The sequence below is a fragment of the Pedobacter endophyticus genome (genome assembly GCF_015679185.1).
Taxonomy (GTDB): domain Bacteria; phylum Bacteroidota; class Bacteroidia; order Sphingobacteriales; family Sphingobacteriaceae; genus Pedobacter; species Pedobacter endophyticus.
This window is the reverse complement of the sequence record NZ_CP064939.1, coordinates 2945392-2968568: the sequence shown is the minus strand read 5'-3', so window position 1 is coordinate 2968568 and position 23177 is coordinate 2945392. Positions and strand designations below refer to the sequence as shown.

At 42.8% G+C, this 23177-nt stretch carries 18 protein-coding genes; 13 read left to right on the top strand and 5 right to left on the bottom strand.

The features are described from left to right. Positions 1 to 64 precede the first annotated feature (64 nt). The 3 genes from IZT61_RS12040 to IZT61_RS12030 all read right to left on the bottom strand — a co-directional run bounded on the left by IZT61_RS12040 (position 65) and on the right by IZT61_RS12030 (position 2735). Positions 65 to 730, bottom strand: a complete 666-nt coding sequence (locus IZT61_RS12040) for a response regulator (protein WP_196097153.1) — start codon at positions 728 to 730, stop codon at positions 65 to 67. 7 nt (positions 731 to 737) lie between these two features. Next, complete coding sequence (locus IZT61_RS12035; RefSeq protein ID WP_230383637.1) at positions 738 to 2399, bottom strand: tetratricopeptide repeat-containing sensor histidine kinase; 1662 nt, start codon at positions 2397 to 2399, stop codon at positions 738 to 740. Positions 2400 to 2528: 129 nt separating this feature from the next. Then, on the bottom strand, positions 2529 to 2735 hold the full coding sequence (locus IZT61_RS12030; protein ID WP_196097152.1) for a hypothetical protein: 207 nt from the start codon (positions 2733 to 2735) through the stop codon (positions 2529 to 2531). 374 nt (positions 2736 to 3109) lie between these two features. On the opposite strand from IZT61_RS12030, the gene IZT61_RS12025 reads away from it, so the two are divergent. From IZT61_RS12025 to IZT61_RS11965, 13 genes are all read left to right on the top strand, one after another. Next, entirely contained in the window at positions 3110 to 4105 is a 996-nt protein-coding gene (locus IZT61_RS12025) for a hypothetical protein (RefSeq protein WP_196097151.1), read from the top strand. 119 nt (positions 4106 to 4224) lie between these two features. Then, positions 4225 to 4908 carry an aspartyl/asparaginyl beta-hydroxylase domain-containing protein gene (locus IZT61_RS12020; RefSeq protein WP_196097150.1) on the top strand — a complete coding sequence of 228 codons (684 nt, stop codon included), beginning with the start codon at positions 4225 to 4227 and terminating at the stop codon, positions 4906 to 4908. Further along, positions 4905 to 5858, top strand: a complete 954-nt coding sequence (locus tag IZT61_RS12015; protein ID WP_196097149.1) for a hypothetical protein — start codon at positions 4905 to 4907, stop codon at positions 5856 to 5858. The genes IZT61_RS12020 and IZT61_RS12015 overlap by 4 nt, the downstream gene beginning before the upstream one ends. Next, positions 5851 to 6375 carry an adenylyl-sulfate kinase gene (cysC, locus tag IZT61_RS12010; RefSeq protein WP_196097148.1) on the top strand — a complete coding sequence of 175 codons (525 nt, stop codon included), beginning with the start codon at positions 5851 to 5853 and terminating at the stop codon, positions 6373 to 6375. The genes IZT61_RS12015 and cysC overlap by 8 nt, the downstream gene beginning before the upstream one ends. A gap of 233 nt (positions 6376 to 6608) precedes the next feature. Next, positions 6609 to 7565 (top strand): bifunctional UDP-sugar hydrolase/5'-nucleotidase, encoded by a 957-nt coding sequence (locus IZT61_RS12005; protein WP_196097147.1) that lies wholly within the window; start codon positions 6609 to 6611, stop codon positions 7563 to 7565. Between the two features lie 19 nt (positions 7566 to 7584). Further along, entirely contained in the window at positions 7585 to 8157 is a 573-nt protein-coding gene (locus IZT61_RS12000; protein WP_196097146.1) for a phage tail protein, read from the top strand. Position 8158: 1 nt separating this feature from the next. Next, positions 8159 to 9310: an ABC transporter substrate-binding protein gene (locus IZT61_RS11995; RefSeq protein WP_196097145.1), complete on the top strand. Its 1152-nt coding sequence runs from the start codon at positions 8159 to 8161 to the stop codon at positions 9308 to 9310. 10 nt (positions 9311 to 9320) lie between these two features. Continuing rightward, the gene (locus IZT61_RS11990; protein WP_196097144.1) at positions 9321 to 15668 is read left to right on the top strand and encodes an Ig-like domain-containing protein; all 6348 of its coding nucleotides are present in this window, start codon (positions 9321 to 9323) and stop codon (positions 15666 to 15668) included. A gap of 64 nt (positions 15669 to 15732) precedes the next feature. Then, entirely contained in the window at positions 15733 to 16611 is an 879-nt protein-coding gene (locus IZT61_RS11985; RefSeq protein ID WP_196097143.1) for a PorP/SprF family type IX secretion system membrane protein, read from the top strand. Positions 16612 to 16869: 258 nt separating this feature from the next. After that, positions 16870 to 17430 (top strand): RNA polymerase sigma factor, encoded by a 561-nt coding sequence (locus IZT61_RS11980; protein WP_196097142.1) that lies wholly within the window; start codon positions 16870 to 16872, stop codon positions 17428 to 17430. Then, complete coding sequence (locus IZT61_RS11975) at positions 17423 to 18196, top strand: hypothetical protein (protein ID WP_196097141.1); 774 nt, start codon at positions 17423 to 17425, stop codon at positions 18194 to 18196. The genes IZT61_RS11980 and IZT61_RS11975 overlap by 8 nt, the downstream gene beginning before the upstream one ends. A gap of 25 nt (positions 18197 to 18221) precedes the next feature. Next, positions 18222 to 19130, top strand: coding sequence for a DUF4097 family beta strand repeat-containing protein (locus tag IZT61_RS11970; RefSeq protein WP_196097140.1), 909 nt, complete (start codon positions 18222 to 18224; stop codon positions 19128 to 19130). A gap of 312 nt (positions 19131 to 19442) precedes the next feature. Further along, positions 19443 to 19973, top strand: coding sequence for an OmpA family protein (locus IZT61_RS11965; protein WP_196097139.1), 531 nt, complete (start codon positions 19443 to 19445; stop codon positions 19971 to 19973). Between the two features lie 876 nt (positions 19974 to 20849). On the opposite strand, the gene IZT61_RS11960 is transcribed toward IZT61_RS11965, so the two are convergent. Both IZT61_RS11960 and pepT read right to left on the bottom strand, forming a co-directional pair. Further along, the gene (locus tag IZT61_RS11960; protein WP_196097138.1) at positions 20850 to 21716 is read right to left on the bottom strand and encodes an aldose 1-epimerase family protein; all 867 of its coding nucleotides are present in this window, start codon (positions 21714 to 21716) and stop codon (positions 20850 to 20852) included. A 126-nt stretch (positions 21717 to 21842) separates the two neighbouring features. Beyond that, entirely contained in the window at positions 21843 to 23096 is a 1254-nt protein-coding gene (gene pepT, locus IZT61_RS11955) for a peptidase T (protein ID WP_196097137.1), read from the bottom strand. Between the last annotated feature and the right edge of the window lie 81 nt (positions 23097 to 23177).

Sequence of the window (23177 nt, the reverse complement as noted above, 5' to 3'; positions counted from 1 at the left end):
CACGAGGCTTCGACTACGCTCAGCCTGACAAATCATTTTAGCATAGCACTAAGTATAGGCAATTCTAAATGATACCTAAATCCTTACAGTACGCAATAAGCTGCCCGTTTTTAGAAAAGCCCAGTGCCTCTCTCATTTCTTTCAGCCGTTTTTCAACACTGCTTAAACTCCACTGCTTAATGCCGTTTTGTTTCAAATAATCTGGTATTTCTTTTTGTGAGATATCGGTTGCAAGCAAAGAAATGATTGTAATATCCAACTCAGTAAATTCATGGGTGTGTTTTTGCCGTAAAGATTGCCTAACGCCAGTTGAAACATAGCTTTTTCCCGCTGCAATGGCTTCGAGCGCCTGTTTAAGCTCTTGCACATCGTTACGTGCCTTGAGCACGTAGGCGTTGATGCCCGTTCGCTTGAACAGAGAATCGATAATGGCCGATTTGTCTTCAGCAGAAAAAACCAGCACTTTTATATTGGGCTGCGCCTCTTTTATAGCCACAGTTAGCGCTATGCCATCGGAGATTTTTTGAGGCCGATGATCCTCTTGAAAATAAAGATCGGTAACTAATAAATCGAATTGCTGGTCATCGTTAAGACTTTTTTTGATCAACATGAGCGCATCATCACAATAATAGGTGTATTCAACATTGGTAACGCCCATATCTGATAAAGTTAGCTTAACAGACATACTGATGGATGGGTGGTCCTCTACAATTAATACTCTTTTGAACATGGTTAATTTAATTAGTAACAGGAAACGATATTTGAATTCTTAATCCATTTTCCCGCATGGTGTCAAAATTAATTATCCCATCAATGCTGCTTATACGGTTTCCCGCATTTCTCAGGCCATTTGTGAATTTTGTGTCGCTCGGCATTCCTATTCCATTATCTGTATAATATATATGTATCTGGTTTTGGCTACGGTCAAATCTAAAACCCACCTTATCAGCCTTGCTGTGCTTTTTCATATTCACCATCAACTCCTGAATCACATGTTCCACCTCGTAGAATACCGTAGGTGATACCGATTGCCATAATTTTGCTGAATTTCCGGCGATGGCGATGTGAATATCTTCTGTAGCAAATGACTTTAATAGACTGGCTATTCTGATATGAAATGCCTGCGTATCGCTAATAGGCTCCTCATGAGATATATCACGCGATTTTTTATACAAATCTTCGATCCGGTCAACTACAACATTTTTATCCATTTCTTGATTCTCCATTTCGTTCATTATCCGGTACAAGCCGTTTGCTACTACATCATGTATCTTTCTTGAGGTTTTAAGCTGGCTTTTTCGAATGGCGTTTTGTGCTTCGAGTGCCATTTTTTGTTTTCTCTTTTTATACCAAAACATACCAAAAAATAGGATAAATAATGAAATGGAAATCAATATAATAAGCTGATATTTTTTTGCTTCGTTATCTTTTTGAAGGACAAGGTTATTGGCTTTATGTTGCTCTGTTTCGAAGCGAATTAAAGCAAACTGATTTCTAGCAGAACTATGGGCGAGTTGTACACTATCATCGAGCTTTTTATACCGCTCAAAATATTCTTTCGTTCTTTCCTTGGGATTTAATTTGATCAATATTTCCAGTGCCTCGAGTTGATCGGTCGCACTGTTCAATTGTTTTGCAATCACAAACCTTTTTTCAGCGTAGATTAGGGCCGAATCTTTTTGGGTTTTAGAATAGTAATCTGCAAGGTGTGCATAGCTAGAGTTAAGTCCTAACAAGTCATTTTCGCTTATACGGATGTTGAGCGACTTCAGCAGGGTAGGAGCTGCATTATAGTTTGAGTCCTGCAGCCATTTGGTTTTTGCAATGTTCGAAAGCGCCCTCGCATATTCCTTTCGATTTTTGCTTTCGCCAGCTAAAATATGATTGTATATTTTTAACGCCTCCGTATATTTTTTGATTTGCTGATACGTTCGAGCTTTGTTGTTGAGGTATAGCCGAATATCTAAAGAATCTTTTGCAAACCGGATGGCAGAATCGAAGAAGCTTAATGCCCGAATATAATCGCCAAGTTGATGCGTAGCGATGCCTAAATTATTATAGTTGGGATGTAGGTAAGGATATTGCTTTTGATCTCGTTCATTCAAATATTTCAATGCACTTACCGCTAATTCCTGACCACCGAAATAATCGCCTTTGTCGGTTGAGATAATTGACATATTTACGAGACACTTCCCCGCACCATAAGTATCCTTATTCTGAATGAAGTAATCTTTAGCCTTGTTAAAATAGCGAAAGGCACTATCGGCTTCTCCTTTTTCCCTGTATTCAAATGCCCGGTCGTAGAAAGGATTTTCTACAGGCTTTACGGTGGGAGATTGTTGATTACTACAGGCAGATAAAATTAATATACCTATAAATAAGTGGGCGAAGCGTTTCACGGGAGTATAGTTTTTCTCCAAGATAGCAAATAAGTTGAGAATTCGTTTTCTCGGGTTCGGCGTTAGCTTCGAAACGTTTTAAAAATAACATGCGAAAACAAAAAAAGGGCAGCCTGAGCTGCCCTGATATTAATCGATTTTAGGTGGTGGATTTTGTCCTTGATCGCCCCCTGTATCGTCACCATTGTCACCATCGTCACCGCCATTGTCGCCAGGATCTTCTCCACCCGTATCATTTGTTGATACCGTGGTGCTGGTGTTACAATTGGTTGTAGTATTGGTGTCTGTTGGACTCACTAAGCCCAATAAAATAGCAAGAAATAATGGAATAAACATGATTCAAAAATTTTAGAAATTCAAATACTTGGTAGGTTCCCCACAACCATTCGTGGGGATTACTACATTGGTATTCAGAAGGCCTTCTGAAAATTTTTGGGAAGTGTTGAGTTTCCATCGCGGGAGCTTTTAACTGCTTCCCAAACCGGCTATTGGCAACCGCGATTTCAACTCTTTTAAAAATCAGTTTATTAATAAGTGCGCTTAGCTAGAATGCACTTGCGCTGATTTCTGATACAAATATGAGGACGTCAAAATGCTTGTTTTCAGATAATTCCGTATCTTCTCGAAATTCTTTCCGAATTCCGTTTCAATTCCGGAAAACCGTAAGAATTCCGAAAATTCCGTTATATTTTTACGCTTAAAATCCGAAAATGATGCTTGAAGATTACCAAGACGCTGTATTGGCTGCCTATAAAAAGAAGAAAGATAGTGGGCAGCTTTCTATAACCTTATCAAATCCAACAACGGCCAACTTAAAACAGGAATGTCTAAATACTCACAATAGGAGCCCAGAACCGAAAGATGTTGATGCCTTGGCCACTTTTTTTGATCTTGATAAAATAGGTACAGAATTTTCTCGATCGATTTCGAATGCAGATCCTGGAGCCTTTCGTCCGCTATTAAACCATTTAAATGGAGAGACAGGGAAAACCAATATCAGAAACAGTGAACTTTTGGCTTGGCTTATAGATTTTGAACTTAGGCCGAGTACAAGATATTACAATGCCCTTCGCGAATTTGCTGGGGCAGAAAAGCGTAAAGAAAGTGATAGAAGTGATACATCACTACCGCGAACCGCAGAAGGAGGCGACAAACCAGCAGCGCCCACTACCATTCCCTCCCCTAAAACTACGGTAGGCATCTCCAAAAAAATAGTGATCATTTTATGTATAGCCATTTTAATTGTAGCACGTGTCGTCATTTATTTTTGGGATTCGAAAGTAAACCAGATCAGAATGCCTTTGCCAGATGAAAAGTGTATGTATTGGACTGGCAGTCATTATGAGCCTGTTAAATGCAATACCTATATTGCCGGAGCGACAATTGTTCCATTGGATATAGAGCGATTGAAAAATCAACGAAAAATACCCGCGGTTGAACCCGTTAGTAAAACGCAGTTGAAAAGAGCCTGGTACGCAAAAGTAGATGGGGAACCAGAGCTATATAGCGATAGTGGCGTACACCCGATTGATACCACAAAAAAGCTGCGGCCGCTATCTCAGTACATGATCAATAAGTACGATTTAGATGAACGCTTTTTTCAAAAGCACTTAAATCGGGCATACTATATAACCCTGGCCTTTCTTGTCTGTTGGTTGTTCGTTATTGTCTTAAAAGAGAAACGTCAAAATACGCAACGAGTATAAAATTATCTCTTTGGGTAATTGGCCGGCCTTTATTGAAAACGTAAGCCTTAATGATTCGAAAATTATTTTTTCGATAAATGATGTGTTTATTTGTAAAATAAAAACCGACAAAATCTCCCGTGCTAAAGTATATTAAGTTCGATTTCGCATACGATACCAGTCAGCTTAAGCAAGAGCTTTCATCTTGTTTAGCTAGCAAATGGAGCGATCATTTCAACCAAAAAGATTATCAGGGCTGTTGGCAGAGTATCGCCTTGCGTTCAGCATCTGGTAGAGAAAATGATATTTATGCTAGCTATGGTGTTGAAAACTATCAAGATACTCCTTTATTAAAGCAATTGCCTTACATCAGCAATCTGCTCAATAGTTGGAAATGTGATAAAGAAGCGGTGCGTTTGTTGGCATTGCATCCCGGCAGTGAAATTAAACCTCACCGCGATCCCGGCTGCGGCTATCAAGACATTAACTTTAGGTTGCATATTCCCATTCAAACCAATAAACAAGTAACTTTTAGTGTGGGTGGCGAGCCGCTTGCAATGGATGAAGGCACGTGTTGGTACGTTGATTTTAATCAGACGCATGCGATAAAAAACGATGGCGATGAAGTACGAATTCATTTGGTGATAGATGCGCTACGCAACAGCTGGACAGATAAATTATTCGAGGGTTATGGCTATAAGCTAAACGAAAGTCAAAATAATCCAATCACTGATAAAACGAACGATCTTATTATTGCGGAATTGGAGCGCATGAATACTGATACAGCTCGCAAACTCATTAAGCAATTAAAAGGCGAACAATGAATCAGGATATGAACGGTTGGATTCCATATCGGATGCGGTTTTTGGAGGGCGAATGGTTGGTTAATTGGCTCGATCTCGACAATCATCATATTAATGAGCCATTTTTTGATGAAACCATCGATCGTTGCAGAATTAAAATGAGCGGGCGATCGCGGTTTAAGACCGCGAGCAATCTACAGTTTCTGCTTGCTGCTGCGCCTTTAAATAGCATTCCACCCACTGCGTTCATCTTTCATGTATCTAGATGCGGATCTACCTTACTCTCGCAGGCGCTGGCCAGTGAAAAGCAAAACATTGTTATTGCCGAGGCACCAATTTTAGATGAAATTTTAAGAGCGCAGGAGCACGACAAGTTCATTGGCGAGGCCGAAGTAAAAGAAATTTTTATGTCGGCAGTAGCTTTTATGGGACAAATAAGAAACCCGTTTTACAAGCATTATTTTATTAAGCTAGATAGCTGGCACCTCCACTTTTATCATCAGCTTCGCAGTTGGTATCCTGATACGCCTTTTTATTTCCTTTCTCGCGAACCCGAGGCCATTATCTCATCGCATCAAAAAAGGAGAGGCTTGCAGAGTATTCCCGGAATGATCGATCCCCGTGTTTTTAAAATCAATCTTTCAGATGCGCATTTTGCAGATTTTAACAGCTATACCGCCGAAGTTCTGGCCGGATATTACAATTTGCTTTCTACTTATATTGACTTGCAGGAGCGAAAAAACCATTTTTACGATTATGCCTGGGGTGTCGAAGGTTTGCTTCAACATTTTCATCATACCGTGGGCATTGCATTTGAAAAAAGCGACCCAATGAATAACCGGTTGGCTTTCCACAGCAAATATCCCGATCAACCCTTTACTGGTGATCAAGCCACCAACCAAAAAACTTTTTATCCTGTTGCGCAGGAAGCTTATCAACAATTTTATAACAAGCTAAAGCAACATGGCTAAAGTAATTCAATTCACCGGTTTATCTGGGGCGGGGAAAACAACGCTGGCAAACGGCGTTCAACAGGAACTTTCCCGTAGTAATTACAAGGTTGCGGTGCTCGACGGTGATGTTTATCGTAAAACATTGTGTAGCGATTTAGGGTTCAGCAAGTCAGATCGAATCGAAAACATCAAGAGATTAGGTCGTTTGGCTATGGAAATGTCTGATGATTACGATTTTATCATCATTGCGGCAATTAATCCCTTTCAAATTGCTCGCCAATGGTTAAGGGATCATTTAAATGCTAAGCTGGTTTACATTACGTGCGCTATAGAAACGCTGACGATTAGAGATACCAAGGATCTTTACCGCCGGGCGATGCTGCCAAAAGGCCACGAAAACAAAATCTATAACTTAACCGGAGTTAACGATTATTTCGAACCTCCTTTGGCTCCCGATTTTATAATTTCGACTGAAACTGACACCGTAACCAAGTCGATTGAAAAACTGAAATCGTTTATGATGCTCGTCCGCTGAAGCCAAAATATTTGTATTATTTGTTAGTTCCGGTTAATCGCTTGGTGGATACCATCAACCCGTCTACTTTCTTTCCACAGGTAAATTTGGTCTTTTTAGGTCCGGCCAAACCTGTTTGAACGCATTTTTTCCGCAAATATTTTATTTTTTTTAAAAAAAAATTGAATAGCAATGAATATGTAAAATTTTAATTTAATATTTGTATAATTAATACTCCCTAACAAACTAATTTTATGACTACAAACAGAAGATCTTTCCTACGGAAAAATCTTTTCGTTACCAGCAGTTTGCTGCTAACCGGCACTCTCGATTCCGTTGCCCGTACGGTGAGAAAAATTAATACCGTTGCCGCAAATCAATCGCAGGTAAACATTACCTATACGAACGATCTGAAAGGAAAGCTTGCCACGGTTTTTCAAGATTGTGGAGGCTTGAAACAACTACATTCAGATTTGAGCAGCCACGATATTTCATCGCTCGTTTTTGATGCCGGAGGGTTTTTAAATCCTGTGCAAGATGCGGGTGGACAGTTGAAAGCCATCGATTTGATGAACAAAATCAACTATCATGCGGTAAACTTAAGCGCAGCTGATTTGGTGCAAGGCGTTGATCATTTTGTATCGGTTTTGCCCTACATGCAGTTTCAGCTGGTAAGTTGCAATTATGTTTTTGAATCTTCAGCGCTTAAAAAAGCGGTAAAACCCTATCAAATTATTACTTACGGCAAGTTTAAGGTTGGCGTTACTGGCGTAGGCGAACCCGCTAACATTTCGGGTGTGCAGGTCAAGAATCCATTTACGGCCTTAACCCAAACCGTACGCATTTTGAGAGAAAAGCACCAATGCGATATCATTGTGTGCCTTGCCCATTTAGGTTTCGATAAAAAATCGGAGGTTAATAACCAGGCAATTGCTGAACAGTCGCAAGGTGTCGATCTTTTTATCGGCGGAAATGCCCAGCAAAGCAAAAGTCGCTTATGGGTTTTGCGAAACAAGAGCAAAAGTGAAGTTCTGTTAACCAATAATTTCGACGGTGGCCTATCATCAGGTAGAGTGAGTCTCGATTTCAGTCAGCAAAAGGAAAGAATGGGCATAGATCTAAAAACAAATGTTCCAGGCGCCATTAATAGGGATCATCAGCATCAGGTGCTCGCACTATTATCCTCATCAAAAAACCAATTCAACACTTAACTATCAATAACAAACTATTATGGAAGAATATTTAGCAATAATAAAAATGTTTGCGGGGAATTTTGCGCCGCGTACTTTTATGCTCTGTCAAGGTCAGATCCTGCCCATCGCTCAAAACACCGCTCTTTTCTCACTATTGGGGACCACTTATGGTGGAAACGGACAAAACACGTTTGCGCTGCCCGATTTAAGAGGAAGAGCGCCGATTGGGACAGGACAGGGACCGGGTTTAAACTCCTATGTTTTGGGTGAACTTGGTGGTTCGGAATCGATTACGATCTTACAAACTCAAATGCCAGCACATAGCCACGTTATCACTCTTTCTAATTTGGTTATAGCCGATAATAGTACACCGAACGCCGCAACAGCATCGGGCAACAGATTGGCCAACAGCCCTAAAACAGGCTCGGGCCCTAATGCATCTACATTAAATACTTACACCACTGGCACCGGTAATCCGGTTACATTAAACAGTACGGGTGGCGCAACGGCGGGTATTACGGGCGGTTCGCAACCAATATCGATTCTATCGCCATATTTAGCCATTAATTTTGTTATCACTACAGTAGGACTATTCCCATCGAGAAATTAAATTGAACAAGCCGTTAAAAGTTGGTTTTTTGATGCCTTACTCGGGCGTTTATCCTTATTATGCGCAGCATGTAATGGCCGGGATTTTCTGTGCCGCCGCTAAAATGAGGCTGCGCCAGCAAGATTCCCAGTTTCTGCCTGTGTACACTGCGCAGGGTGGAAATAGAACTACACTGGAGGCGGTACAAAAACTGCTTTTTTTTGAGGGGGTTGATGTGCTTACGGGTATGATCAACATCAAAGTGCTGACAGATATTCGCCCACTTCTCGAAAATCATCAAAAGATCGGATTGTTTTTCGATATGGGCGAGATGGTGCCTCCGCCGCTTGGCTTTGGCCCGAATGTGATGTCTATTTCAATGAACCTTTGGCAAGGTCAATACGCATTGGGGAAATGGGCGGCTCAAGAATTCGGTAAAGATGGTTTGGTGATTAGTCCGGTTTTCGAAGCCGGATTTAACCTGAATACTGCATTTTTTCATGGTGCAGCTGCCGGAGGAGCCGACAAAATACAGAGTATTACCCTCAATGATGAAAATGCAGGCAAAAACGGTCTCGTTCTCGATTCGCTTTTTGAAGCCCTGCAAAGCCACACACCAGATTTTGTGCATGCCATTTTTACGGGCAAAATGGGCATTGATTTCCTTCAGCAATGGAGCACCAGTAAGTTTGCCAACCATGTGCCATTATTGGTGGTAGAAAACATGGCCTACGAAGACGTATTGGATGATGTGAAGCACCTCGGGCTTAACGTTTACTCAGCCGCTACATGGAGCAGAAAATCAGAAAGCCCAAACAACAAGCAGTTTGTGCAGGATTTTGAAGACTTTGGAAAACAACAGGCCAACATCTTCGGAATGATAGGTTATGAGATTGGCCTTAGCCTATCCGTTATGATGCCGTACCTGAGCAAAGGCGATGCGAAAGGAGCGCTCCAATACTTGCAGCAACAAAGCGTAGCTGGCCCTCGCGGCACATTATCCGTACAGTCAAATGGTCTCGAGCGACCACTAATAGACATTGCCAAAACCACCACGAACGCAAAAAATATTAACCAAACTATAATAACACAATCAACCGCCGTCGGATTAAATACCTCCACCATTTTTGAGGAAACCGCCAGTGGTTGGCAAAACCCCTATTTATCCGTTTAAACGCTCACGTATGAAGAAATTCTTTACTAAAGAAAGCATTACTTTTTCGGTAATATTACTTTTCCTGTCCCTGGCATTTCCTGCTTTGGCACAGTACACCCAAACCAATTTGGAAACGGGAGGACTTTACACCGCAATGGCCAAAGATCGAGACAACAATCTCTACATCACCCGGGTTAAATCTGGTAGCGGTGGCGCAATTTACGAGGTCGTAAAGTACACTTATCCCAACCTCAGTGCCGGTGCTTCTACGCAAGTGGTTTATACAGGGCTTACGCATGGTTATCAAGAGTTTCCCTGGGGTTTAGCCATCGCATCCAATGGCGATGTTTATATCTCAACCGATTTTACCGACGGCACAAAAAATGGTCAGATTATTAAGGTAACCAAAGCCTCAAATTACACCGCATCATCAGAATTCTTAAGTGGCAGGTTTTTTACCGCTCTGGCTGTTGATGCTTCAGATAATTTGTATGCCACCGAATATAATCTCAATTCCGGTAAATATGATGTGCGCAAATATACAACCACTGGCGCTCCGGGTACAGGAACATTAATTTATAGTAGCTTGAGCGGATCAGACGGTGCATACCCTACAGGATTATGTGTAGCCGCAGATAATGCGGTGTACGTAGCTGCACCCGCTTCTTCCACTACCCAGGGAGAAATTGTTAAAATTACCTCATCGGGGACCACTAGTCAGGTTTCGGCAAACCAAGCGCCCACAGCTTTAGCCGTTGATGCACAAAACAATTTGTATGCGAGTGAAAAGGTTGGAACAGGTTATCAGGTAACAAAATATTCAACAAGCGGAGCGACGAGCGTTATTGTGACGGGTTTGCACGAAAACGGGTTTTATTATCCCTGGGGAATTGCCGAAATCAACGGTAATTATTATGTAATCGATGGCGATGATTTGATAATTGGGGGTGCGGTACTAATTCTTAGACCGATGATCGCAGCGCCATCAACACCAATACTGGCTGCGGCGAGTGATAGCGGAAATTCTAATACAGATAAAATTACCAATGTAACATTGCCTACTTTTTCTGGTACAGCCGAAGCCGCCTCAACCGTTAAACTATACGAGGGAGCAACTTTGTTGGGAACTGCAACAGCAACAGGTGGCAGTTGGTCAATCACCCTTACTACGGCTCTAACAGCTGGCGTACACAAAATAACAGCAACCGCTACCAATGCATCTGATGTAACCAGTCCACTTTCTGGTGAGTTAAGCATAACAGTTGATAATGTTGCTCCGGTGGCACCTTCAACGCCTTCGTTAGCTGCAGCAAGCGATAGTGGCATTTCAAGTTCAGACGGAATTACCAGCGCAACCACCGTGGTATTCACTGGTGCGGCAGAGAGCGGAAGCACAGTAGTTTTATACGATACCGATGGAACCACTGTACTCGGAAGCAACGTCGCGACAGGGGGCAATTGGTCTATCACAACAACAGCCCTTTCGTCAGGTGTCCACAGTATCACAGCGAAAGCCAGAGATGTTGCCGGTAATACCAGCACCGCTTCGTCTAATAAATCGATAACGATTGATACAACAGCGCCACTTGCACCTTCAACGCCAGATCTTCTTGCCGCAAGTGATAGCGGTATTTCAAGTTCAGACAATATAACAAACAACACTACGCCAACTTTTAGCGGTACAGCCGAATCGGGTTCAGTTATTACGCTATACGATAGCAACGGTACAACAGTTTTGGGCACCGCAGTCGCCACCGGAGGCAATTGGTCAATTACATCGTCGGCACTTGGTTCCGGTGCACATAATATTTCGGCGAAGTCAACAGACGTCGCAGGCAATGTAAGCCCCGCTTCAACAACACTGGCCATCGTAATCGATACGACTTCGCCAGTTGCTCCATCGACACCTGTTTGTAGTGCCGGAAATCCAACAAAAAACCAAACGCCTACCTTTACTGGTACATCAGAAAGTGGCGCAACAGTTAATCTCTATGATGGAACAACCCAAATTGGCTCTTCTTTGGCTTCGGGAATAAATTGGAGCATAGTAAGCAGTACTTTGGCCGAGGGCGTGCATTCGATAACGGCAAAAGCAGTAGATGCCGCAGGTAATGTGAGCGCTTCTTCATCAGCGTTGGCGCTAACGATCGATCTTACTGCACCTGTTGTAACGGGCATAACTGCCGGAGCAACTTACACGGCACCCGTTACAAAAACCATTACCTTCAACGAAGGAACGGCGACACTTAATGGCACCCCTTTTGCAAGTGGCTCAAACGTTAGCACGGTAAATAGTTATGCACTTGTTGTTGCTGATGCCGCTGGAAACGTAACGAATGTTAACTTTAGCATTATTAATGCCACGCCAGTAATTACCTGGGCAAACCCATCGGGCATAATTTACGGAACGGCACTTTCAGCTACGCAGCTGAATGCCACTGCGAACGTTCCGGGAAGCTTTGTTTACACGCCGGCATCGGGAACGGTATTGGCCGCAGGTACACAAACCTTAACAGTAGATTTTACACCAACAGATGCGGCAACTTACAACCCTACCAGTAAAACGGTTAACATTAACGTAAGCAAGGCCACGCCAGTAATTACCTGGGCAAATCCATCGGGCATAATTTACGGAACGGCGCTTTCGGCTACGCAACTGAATGCAACCTCAAATGTTCCGGGAAGCTTTGTTTACACGCCAGCATCGGGAACGGTATTGGCTGTGGGACTGCAAACTTTAACTGTAGATTTTACACCAACAGATGCGGCTAATTATAACGCGACAAGCAAAACGGTAAGCATCAACGTGAGCAAAGCCACGCCAGTAATTACGTGGGCCAACCCATCAGCTATTACTTACGGAACGGCACTTTCGGCCACGCAGCTGAATGCCACCTCAAATGTTCCGGGAAACTTTGTTTACACACCGGCATCGGGAACAGTATTGGCTGTGGGACTGCAAACTTTAACTGTAGATTTCACGCCGACGGACGCTGCCAATTATAGCGTTACCAGTAAAACCGTAAGCATAAATGTAGGCAAAGCGACGCCGGTAATTACCTGGGCAAACCCATCAGCTATTACCTATGGAACGGCACTTTCGGCTACGCAGCTAAATGCAACCTCAAATGTTCCGGGAAGCTTTACCTACACCCCGGCATCGGGAACAATATTGGGTGCAGGAATGCAAACTTTAACGGTAAACTTTACCCCAACGGATGCGGTAAACTACAACGCCACCAGTAAAACGGTAAGCATCAACGTGGGTAAAGCTACGCCAGTAATTACGTGGGCAAACCCAGCAGATATTACTTACGGAACGGCACTTTCGGCAACGCAGCTAAATGCAACCTCAAATGTTGCCGGAAGCTTCACCTATACGCCAGCATCGGGAACGGTATTGGGTGCAGGAATGCAAACTTTAACGGTAGATTTCACACCAACGGACGCTGCTAATTATAGCGCAACAAGCAAAACAGTAAGCATCAATGTGGGCAAGGCCACGCCGGTAATCACCTGGGCAAATCCATTAGATATTACTTATGGAACGGCACTTTCGGCCACGCAGTTAAATGCAACCTCAAATGTTGCAGGAAGTTTCACGTACACACCAGCATCGGGAACGGTATTGGGGGCTGGAACGCAAACATTAACGGTAAACTTCACGCCGACGAATGCAACAAACTATTCGGCCACCAGCAAAACCGTAAGCATCAACGTAGGCAAAGCTACACCAATAATCACCTGGGCAGACCCAGCAGATATTACTTACGGAACGGCACTTTTGTCTACACAACTGAATGCCACTTCAAACGTCGCAGGAAGTTTTGTTTATACACCAGCATCGGGAACGGTATTGGCTGCGGGAATGCAAGCCTTAACGGTAGATTTCACACCAACGGACGCTGCTAATTATAGCGCAACAAGCAAAACCGTAAGCATCAACGTAGGCAAGGCCACGCCAGTAATCACTTGGGCTAATCCATCAGACATTACTTACGGAACGGCACTGTCGGCCACACAGCTAAATGCCACTTCAAACGTTGCAGGAAGCTTCACCTACACGCCTGCATCAGGCATCGTATTGGGTGCGGGAGTGCAAACTTTAACGGTAAACTTCACACCGACGGACGCTGCTAATTATGCCGCAACAAGCAAAACCGTAAGCATTAATGTGGGCAAAGCGACGCCGGTAGTTACCTGGGCGAACCCGTCAGCTATTACTTATGGAACGGCACTGTCGGCCACACAGCTGAACGCAACCGCTAACATTCCGGGAAGCTTTACCTATACGCCAGCAGTGGGAACGGTATTGGCTGCAGGAATGCAAGCCTTAACGGTAGATTTCACGCCAACGGACGCTGCTAATTACAGCGCCATCAGCAAAACAGTAAGCATCAATGTGGGCAAGGCTACGCCAGTAATAACGTGGGCCAATCCATTAGATATTACTTACGGAACGGCACTTTCGGCAACGGAGTTAAATGCCACCTCAAATGTTGCAGGAAGCTTCACCTACACGCCAGCATCGGGAACGGTATTGGCTGCGGGAACGCAAGCTTTAAAGGTAGATTTTACACCAACCGACGCTACCAATTATACCGCTACAAGCAAAACGGTAAGCATCAATGTAGGCAAAGCGATCCCAGTAATCACCTGGGCAAACCCTTCAGCTATTACTTACGGAACGGCACTTTCGGCCACGCAATTAAATGCAACCTCAAATGTTGCAGGTAATTTTGTTTACACGCCAGCATCGGGAACGGTATTGGCTGCTGGAACGCAAACCTTAACGGTAGATTTCACACCAACGGATGGCGCAAACTATAGCTCGACCAGTAAGTTGGCCACAATTAATGTAGTGCAGAAACAAATTTCAGGAACTTTCACCGTTTCGGATAAGGTTTACGACGGTTCGACCGCCGCGACCATTTTGACACGCAACTTAACTGGCGTTTTAACCGCCGATCAAGCCGATGTAAATTTAGCAGCAGGAACCGCCGCTTTCGCAAATGCAAATGCCGGAACAGCTAAAAGTGTGGTGGCCTCGGGAATGATATTAACGGGAGCTAAAGCGGGCAACTATGTTTTAAGCGGTGTTGCTAATGCCAGCGCAAACATTTCTGCCAAGCCGATTGTAATAACAGCCGATGCAAAAACAAAAGTGTATGGCGATGCAGATCCAGCCTTTACCTACAGCCTTGCGCCTAATTCGCTCGTTGGAAGCGATGCAATTACAGGAGCATTAAACCGAACAGCGGGCGAAAATGTGGGCAATTACACCATCAATCTAAATACGCTTTCGGCTAGTGCCAATTACGCTATTACTTTCAACGCTGCAAGCTTCCAGATTACTCAAAGGCCATTGTTGATTACAATTAACGATAAAACAAAACCTTATCTGGCTGCCAACCCAACATTTACCGCTACCTATTCGGGCTTTGTTGGTACAGAAAACAATTCAGTGTTTACCACGCCGTTAACAATTGCAAGTGTGGCAACAACCACATCATCTGTTGGAACTTATCCGATAACAGGAAGTGGCGCTGCTGCGGCCAATTATAACATCAGCTACAAACAAGGTACATTAACCATCGCGAAAACAACGCAATCAATTACCTTTAATCCACTGGCGACTAAATTGGTTACCGATGCACCTTTTGTACTTCAGGCTACGGCCAGCTCGGGGCTAAGCGTTACCTACATTAGCAGCAATACCAATGTTGCCCGTATTACAAATGGCAATCAGGTTCAGATTGTGGGGATTGGAACCACAGTAATTACGGCAAGCCAGGCAGGCGATTCAAATTTCGAAGCGGCCAACCCGGTAACGCAGAACTTTACGGTAATCGACAATCCTCCGCCAGTGCTAAGCATTAGCAGCGACAAAGGAAATAGCATCAGCAAAGGCGAAACCGCCCGGTTAACCGCCATTGGTGCATTAACTTATCAATGGAGCAATGCAGAAGGAATCATTAACGGACAAAATTCGGCAGTGCTTACCATTCGTCCATCAGCAACCACCACTTACACCGTAACCGGGTTTAATCAATACGGCCGGAGCAGTAGCCAAACATTTACCATCGAGGTGCGGGCCGACTTCCAGGTGCTGGATATTCATAACGTGGTAACACCGAATGGCGATGGTAAAAACGATACCTGGAAAGTCGAAAACATCGATATGTATCCAAACAACCTCGTAAAAATATTCGATCGTGCAGGGAAACTCGTTTTCGAAATGAAAGGATATGATAACAGTTGGGGCGGTACCTATAAAGGTGGCGTATTACCCGAGGGAACATACTATTACATCATCGACTTTGGCAAAGGTATAGGTGTAAGAAAAGGGTTTATCACTATCGTTGGCAATCAGTAGAAAAAATGCTCACAGCTAACGGGCAATCGTTAGCTGTGGATTAAAATAATCACACATGAATCACATGAAAAAGTTTTTAACCCCTTTAATTTTCTTTTTGAGCTTTACCGCCTATGGTCAGCTCAATCCGATGGGTACAATGTATTATCAAAACCAGTATTTGAGTAATCCGGCAATGGCCGGCCTTGAGCAAGGATGGGAGGCCAATGCGGCATATAAAGCCCAGTGGACTGCTGTTGAGGGCGCCCCGTCTATACAGGCAGTTACCGCAACTTTTGGCGCTGCAAACAGGAAAGTAGGTGCAGGCATGGCGCTGTACAACGAGCAAGCGGGCGTAATCCAACGAACAAACGTTAAAGGAACATACGCCTATCATTTACCATTAAATAACGGTAGTGCCTATTTAGACTTTGGTCTCTCGGCAGGGATAATGAACGAGTGGATTGATTTTGGCAAGGTAAGGGGAGATGATGGGGACATGAGTTTAACCAATTTCAATCAACGCAAAATGTATTTCGATGGAGATTTTGGCCTTGCATTTAGAAACGAACACCTCAATATTCAGGCGGCGCTGCCAAATATGAAGCGTTTTTTTAACCGCGATTTATCCAGAACGATTGTCGATCGCTCTACCTATTTCGCTTCCGCCTCTTATAAATTTATCAGTCCAAACAGAGTAATGAACGTAATTGAACCCAAAGTTACCTACCGCGGAATTGATAACTATCGCGATATTTTTGATTTAGGCTTAAATACACAATTTTGGGGCGATAAACTGCTGCTTAGTGGAATTTACCACAGCACCGCAAGTGTAACCTTTGGCGCTGGTACCACTTATCAAAACAAGTTCTCTATCTTACTGCTTTATACAACAAATGCGTCTGACCTGCAAAATTATGCAAACGGCGAATTCGAAATCGGCTTGAGATACAACTTTAGGTAAGGCAACACGACAGAAAACCATTTTTAAATTATAAATTTTTGATAGCGCTTAATTAAATGTTAAGCGCTTTTTTTGTGCCCGCTCCTATTAAATCATCCTATATTATACAGATCTGAATCAGTAAATTACACCTATATATGCAGCATCATCGGGTATTATTTATTTTTTTGTTAAATAATTGCGTTCAACCATGCAACATTATCACAATCCTGCGACTACTCTATAGAAACCATTGATAATGATTAACGAACTCCAACTTTGCCGTTAAGAGAAAACATAAGCGATCGGGATTTAATTTCCATGTGTATTCAAGGGAAAGACCTGGGCTATACCATGCTGTATCAAAAGTATGCCCGCAGGATTTATAATTCGATTAGCAGGTTAATTGCCCATACGGCAGAGGCGGAGGATATTTTGCAGGAAACTTTTTTTAACGCTTTTAATGACCCCGAGCGATTACAAAGCGTTATCAATTTTGAGGCATGGGTAAGGCGGATGGCCATCAACAGATCAATTTCTCACTTAAGAAAAAAGAAAATCTTATTTACTGATTTGGGCGATATGGAGCCGCAAGCCGAAGCAGATTACAATGCAAGAGCAGATGAACTTTTCGATTGCAGAGTGGAGGATGTGCGCAAGAGCATTGAAGAGCTTTCAACAGGGTACAAAACGATCTTAAATTTGTACCTGTTTGAAAAAGTTAGCCAGGAAGAAATTGCCGTAATGCTTGGCATATCGCCTGCCACAGTCAGAACTCAATATCATCGGGCAAAGAAAAGGATTTTACTATCATTAAAAGATAAGGCATATTATGAATGATTCCTTAAAAGATTTTGTAGAAAGGCACAGGGAAGATTTCGATCATCTTGATGCCCCACAATTTAACCTCGAGCTGATGAAAGCAGCCCGGAACCCCGTTAAATCGGAACAAAAAGCCATAACGTTCGATGTAAAGAAATGGTTGGTTGCCGCATCAGCAGTTTTAATTATTGCTACAACCGTTTTGATTTTTAAAATTTCGGCACCAAAAAAAGATCAAAGTTTGGCCAAAACTGATGTTGCGCCACCAATGAAAGCTGTGCCCGATAATACAATTGAGGTAGAGCAAGCGCTTGCCGACTTAAAAGCGGATAAAAAACCAAAAACGGCCCGCAAACGTTTGGCGCTGCCTAAGTCCGCGGCCAAGTCCAACTTAGATGATTTTTACGAGAAGCTGAGCGATAGCAGCTCGGCCAGCAACCGCCTGGCAGCCGTTTTAGCGATTGATAAAAGCGGCCTTATTAGTGAGCGTACAATAAATATTTTGGACAAAACACTTGAGTATGATGGCAATAGCAACGTTCGCCTTGCGGCACTCGGCGTAATGGCGCAATATAAAAACGATACCCATGTTTCGATACTGTTGGTAAACGCCCTGAAAAACCAAACCGACCCGATGGTGCAGCTTGCGCTGGTAAACTTACTGGGTACCATGGATAACGTAAAAATAGATGAAAGCCTGCATGCTTTAGTGAGCAACCCAGAAACATTCAGCGCAGTTAAAGACGAGGCTTACAGCATCTTAATGAGAGAAGACAAACTATAAAATGATCAATTAAAAATTAAATACAATGAAAAAACAACTACTTTTTTTGGCCCTATTAACCGTTTGCTTATCTGCTGCGGCGCAAAAAGAATATAAGTTAGCGAAAAGCTCAGGCAAATTAAACCTCAACATCAGTGGAGCAATTTTAGAAGGGTATAACGGAAACGAGATTATATTTAGCGCTAAAAAAACGGAGCCCGACGAAGTAGACGAACGTGCAAAAGGGTTAAAGGCCATTAATAGCTCAGGTTTTACAGATAACACAGGGCTCGGGCTCGATGTATCGGTAAAGGGCGACGAAATTAACGTGAACCCGGTGAGCTTGAACAACCAAACGATGGTAAATATTAAAGTGCCGCAAAATATTAAGGTGCTGTTTACGAATAGCAACAGCATTTATCGAGACAGTATCATTTTAAGGAACTTAAAAAATGAGATTGAGGTTTCGGTGAGCTTCAATGAAGTGAGATTGGAAAACAACACAGGGCCAATGAATATCAAAGCACTTCACAGTTCTGTCGACGCCGTTTTTCCTGCCGAAATTAAAGGCCCAGTTTCTATTGTTTCGGTTTACGGACATGTAGATGTTGCGCTTCCGCAAACGGTAAAAGTAAACTTGGAAGCTGGTACAAACTACGGCAAAATATATGCAGCCGACGGATTAAAAATTGTCGTTGACAAAGAAAAGGAAGCTGAAGCTAACGGTAATAATGGCTATTCTTCTGTTGTTGGCACCGTAAACGGGATTAATATAGTCAATTCAGCAAAAGCCCCGTTAGCGGCAACAAGGGTTGCTGTGGGTGTGAAATCCCCCAGGGTCATCAACTTTACTACGCGAAGCGATGCCGAGAATATAAAAGGAAAGATTAATGGTGGGGGAGCTGATCTGATCTTGAAATCAAACCACGATAACATTTATATCAGACAAAAATAAAAGCAGCTCAACAAACTGTAAAGCCAGTCCGTTCATTCCGGGCTGGCTTTTTTTTAGACTTGCCAAAGCGGAAAATCTAGCTAAGTTAAGCGCATAACACCGCTTTTAAGCATAGTTTTAAACTATGCTGCTGGCGAAATTTAACGTAATTTAAGCGGCTCATGTAACGTGCCCGAAAGCAGTCGGCCCGATCAAAAACAGTCCTGTTGTAAATTAAACATAAGTTCTTTGGAAAATGAGCGTTATAAAATCATCATAAATTGTATGTTTGAAATCAACACCTCATTAAAAACCTAAAACCAGTTAGAAAAAATGAACAGTACAAAAAAAATCTTCCTTACGGCGCTTGTTGCTTTATTTACCTTAACGATGTACTCTTGCAAAACTAAAAAGATGATTGCAAAACCGGCACCTGCTCCAGTTGCCAAACCTGCGCCGCCTGTTGAAGAAGCAAAGCCAGCTCCAGCACCAAAAGAAGCTGAGGAATCGACTCCGGTAGAGAAGCCGAATTTTAATTTAGATAACATTCAATTCGAATTCAATTCTTTTGTATTAAAAACCTCATCGTTTGCAATTCTGGATAAGGCTGTTGCTGAAATGAAGAAAGCGCCAAATACAAAATTCGTTTTAAACGGACATTCATCTGCTGAAGGTACACCTGAGCACAACATGTCGCTTTCAATCGATCGGGCCAACGCCGTTAAATCCTATTTCGTTAATGCAGGTTTAAATGCAGCTAATTTCACTATCGTAGGCCATGGCGAAAAAGAGCCAATTACGAGCAACGATACCGAAGAAGGCAGAATAATGAACAGACGAACTGAAATCAAAGTTCAGCACTAATTATCGAATTGTTAAATAGGGTCCGATTCAGAATCTGGCCGAGAAGTCAAGCTTTAAAAGCTTGACTTCTCTATTAACAGGCCTTTGTATCTAAACCCGATCGAAGCGGGATGCCGATTATTTCTATCGGCAGAAGTGGGAGCGGGGCTACAGGCCGCCAATGATTACTGAGCGTCCGTTTCCAAAAAATGCGAAAAATATTTGACTAATAATTTGTTTTTTTTGTAGAGAATACCCGTGCTTGTCGGCTGCATCAGTCCCGCCGCCATTCCAAGTCCGCGGTCTCGTTCCTCACCCTTGCGTGCTTTCCATTTTGTCGGGTCTAGGTTACTTGGGTCTCTTTTGGTCTATTCTGTTGCACTACCCATTGCTTTTAAACCCGATCGAAGCGGGATGCCGATTTTTCATCGGCAGAAGCGGGAGCGGGGCTACAGACCGCCAAGAAAACTAAACCGTTCATTTCCAAAACGAACATTTCCAACCTAAAAAATCTATAGTATTAAAGGATTGTCATTTGAGTTTTGGATTTTAAGATTCCCGGCTGCGCGGCAAAGACGACAAGAATAAAAATGTCATCAAACCATTAACGAAAACAAGGATAGTCGAAAGAAAACGACACGCAAGGACTTTTAAACAACCAACTTACAATAGCTCGGAAAATGAGAAAGCCCCATATTACTATGAGGCTATAAAGAATGTCTTATAAGTATCCACCGATAAAACTAAACCAAACAAACTATACTATAAACTAACTTGCAGTAGCGTTTGTTTTTGAAAATGTTAAACATTTTAGGAATAGTTTTCTTGTGCTGGCTTTAAGTTTCAAGAGACATTTACGCTCGCTGGGTAAACTATATGTTCATTTTAGGCGATAAGTTAAAAGCACTCCACTTCCCAAAAGCGTTCCCATTTTTCTCTGGGCATAAGTTTAACAATGCCTTCTTTATGTTCAAGCTGTTGGTTGTGGTTTACGCCATCTGCAACGCCGCACCAGGGTTCGAGGCAAACAAATGGAGCGTCGGTTGCCGCCCAAATGCCAAAAAAGGGGAAATCTTCAAAATGAAAATGTAGTCCCGAATCGTTTTTTGAGTTCAGCAGGCTAATACAGTTACTTTGCAAGGTTTTAAAAACCAGCGCATCATTATAAAAAAGGTGATGGCTAAGGTTGAATTTATGTCCGCCCAGCGCTATTGTTTCTGTTTCATCGGCCACTAAACCGTTATCCAGTTTCCAGTAAGTTAACTTTTCATCGTCGTTAAAGGCCAAATAATAATCATCGTAAGTGGTATTCGGTGTGTTTGGTACCGCAAATGCCGGATGCGCACCCAACGAGAAAAACATAGGTTCTTTGCCTTTGTTAACCACTTCGTAAGTGAGGTTCAGCTTCCGGTCTATCAATTTGTATTTTAGCTTAAGCTCGAAATAAAAAGGATAAACCAATAAAGTATCGGGAGTTTGGGTCAGCGTAAAAACGGCCTCGGTTTCAGTTTTCTTCCCCAGATTAAAAACGTGATCTCTGGCAAAACCATGTCGCGGCAAAGTGTAATTTTTGCCCTTAAAAGTGAACGAATCATTTTTTAACGAGCCAACAATCGGAAACAAAACCGGGCTGTGCTTGGCCCAATACTTTGGGTTGGCATCCCATAAATATTCAATTTGGGTTTCTTTGCTGTACAAACCTTGAAGCTCGGCGCCCTTTGCAGCGAGGCTCACTTTTAAATAATCGTTTTCGAGAGTTATCATCAGAGTCGAAGGTAACAAATAAGATACGGTTTAAAAATTCCTGACTAAAGAATTTGCCTGTTTTTTTCGTCTGACAGCATTTTGCGCGACAAAAAAGGTATAAATCTGTGAAATTTTTAAACTGGATTATCCTTTTTCTTCCCAAATGCCAGCGATATTGACGATGGTTTGGGCGGCCTTTTCCATATCCTGAACGCTTACCCATTCTTGTTTGCTGTGGAATGCGTGCTCGCCAGCAAAAATGTTGGGGCAAGGCAAACCCATAAAAGACAATCTCGAGCCGTCTGTTCCGCCGCGGATGCGCTGTGGCTTGGCAACCACGCCGGCCCTTTTAATCGCCTCGATACCATATTCTACAATTTTTGGATGTTGGTCCAATATCTGTTTCATGTTTCTATACTGTGGCGTAATTTCAAGTTTATAGGTCGATTTTGGATAATTTTCCATCACATTTTTAATCGTTTGCTCCAAAAGCGATCCATGTTCAGCGAGTTTTTCATCAGTAAAATCTCTGATAATAAACTGCGCCTCCGCTTGTTCTACTTGGCCGCCAAAACTAACGGGATGGATAAAACCTTCTTTTTCACTGGTGGTTTCGGGCGTAAACTGATCTTTTGGCAACGCATTTATGATGTCTGAGACAATTTTAATGGCATTTTCCATTTTGCCTTTTGCAAATCCCGGGTGGGTACTTACGCCATTAACAATTAAGGTAGCGCCATCGGCCGAAAAGGTTTCATCTTCTATCGAGCCCAATGTTTCTCCATCAATGGTGTAACCAAAGTCGGCACCCAATTTATCAAGGTCTACATTATCTACACCTCGGCCAATTTCTTCATCGGGGGTAAACAGAATTTTTATGGTTCCATGTTTTATTGCCGGGTTTTTCGTTAAAAAAGCAGCGGCCTCCATAATCGCTGCCACTCCGGCCTTGTTATCGGCGCCCAACAGTGTAGTTCCGCTTGCGGTAATAATATCGTTCCCAATCTGGTGTTTTAAGTCTTTGTGTTCCGCCAGCCTTAACACAATGGTTGGGTCGTCGGGCAGTACAATATCATCGCCCTGATAATTTTGGTGTATCAATGGTTTAACATTTTCGCCACTGCAATCGGGCGAGGTGTCCATGTGCGAACAGAAAAATATCACTGGTAATTTTTTATCGCTTGTGGCCGGAATGGTGCCATAAACATACCCGTTGTTATCCATTTCAGCGTCGGTGATGCCCATTTCAATCATTTCTTCAACCAATAAGCGAGCCAGGTTCTTTTGTTTTTCTGTTGAAGGACAAGTATTCGAACCAGGATCAGACTGCGTATCTATCTTTGCGTATCTAATAAACCGCTGCCGTAGCGATTGGTTAACGTTGGTATAATTACTCATGTTTCAAAGGTAAAAGTTATCGGCAATGAATAACATAAATTTCTGCAAAAAGAAGCGTTGTTGTCATCGTTTTCGGGGAGT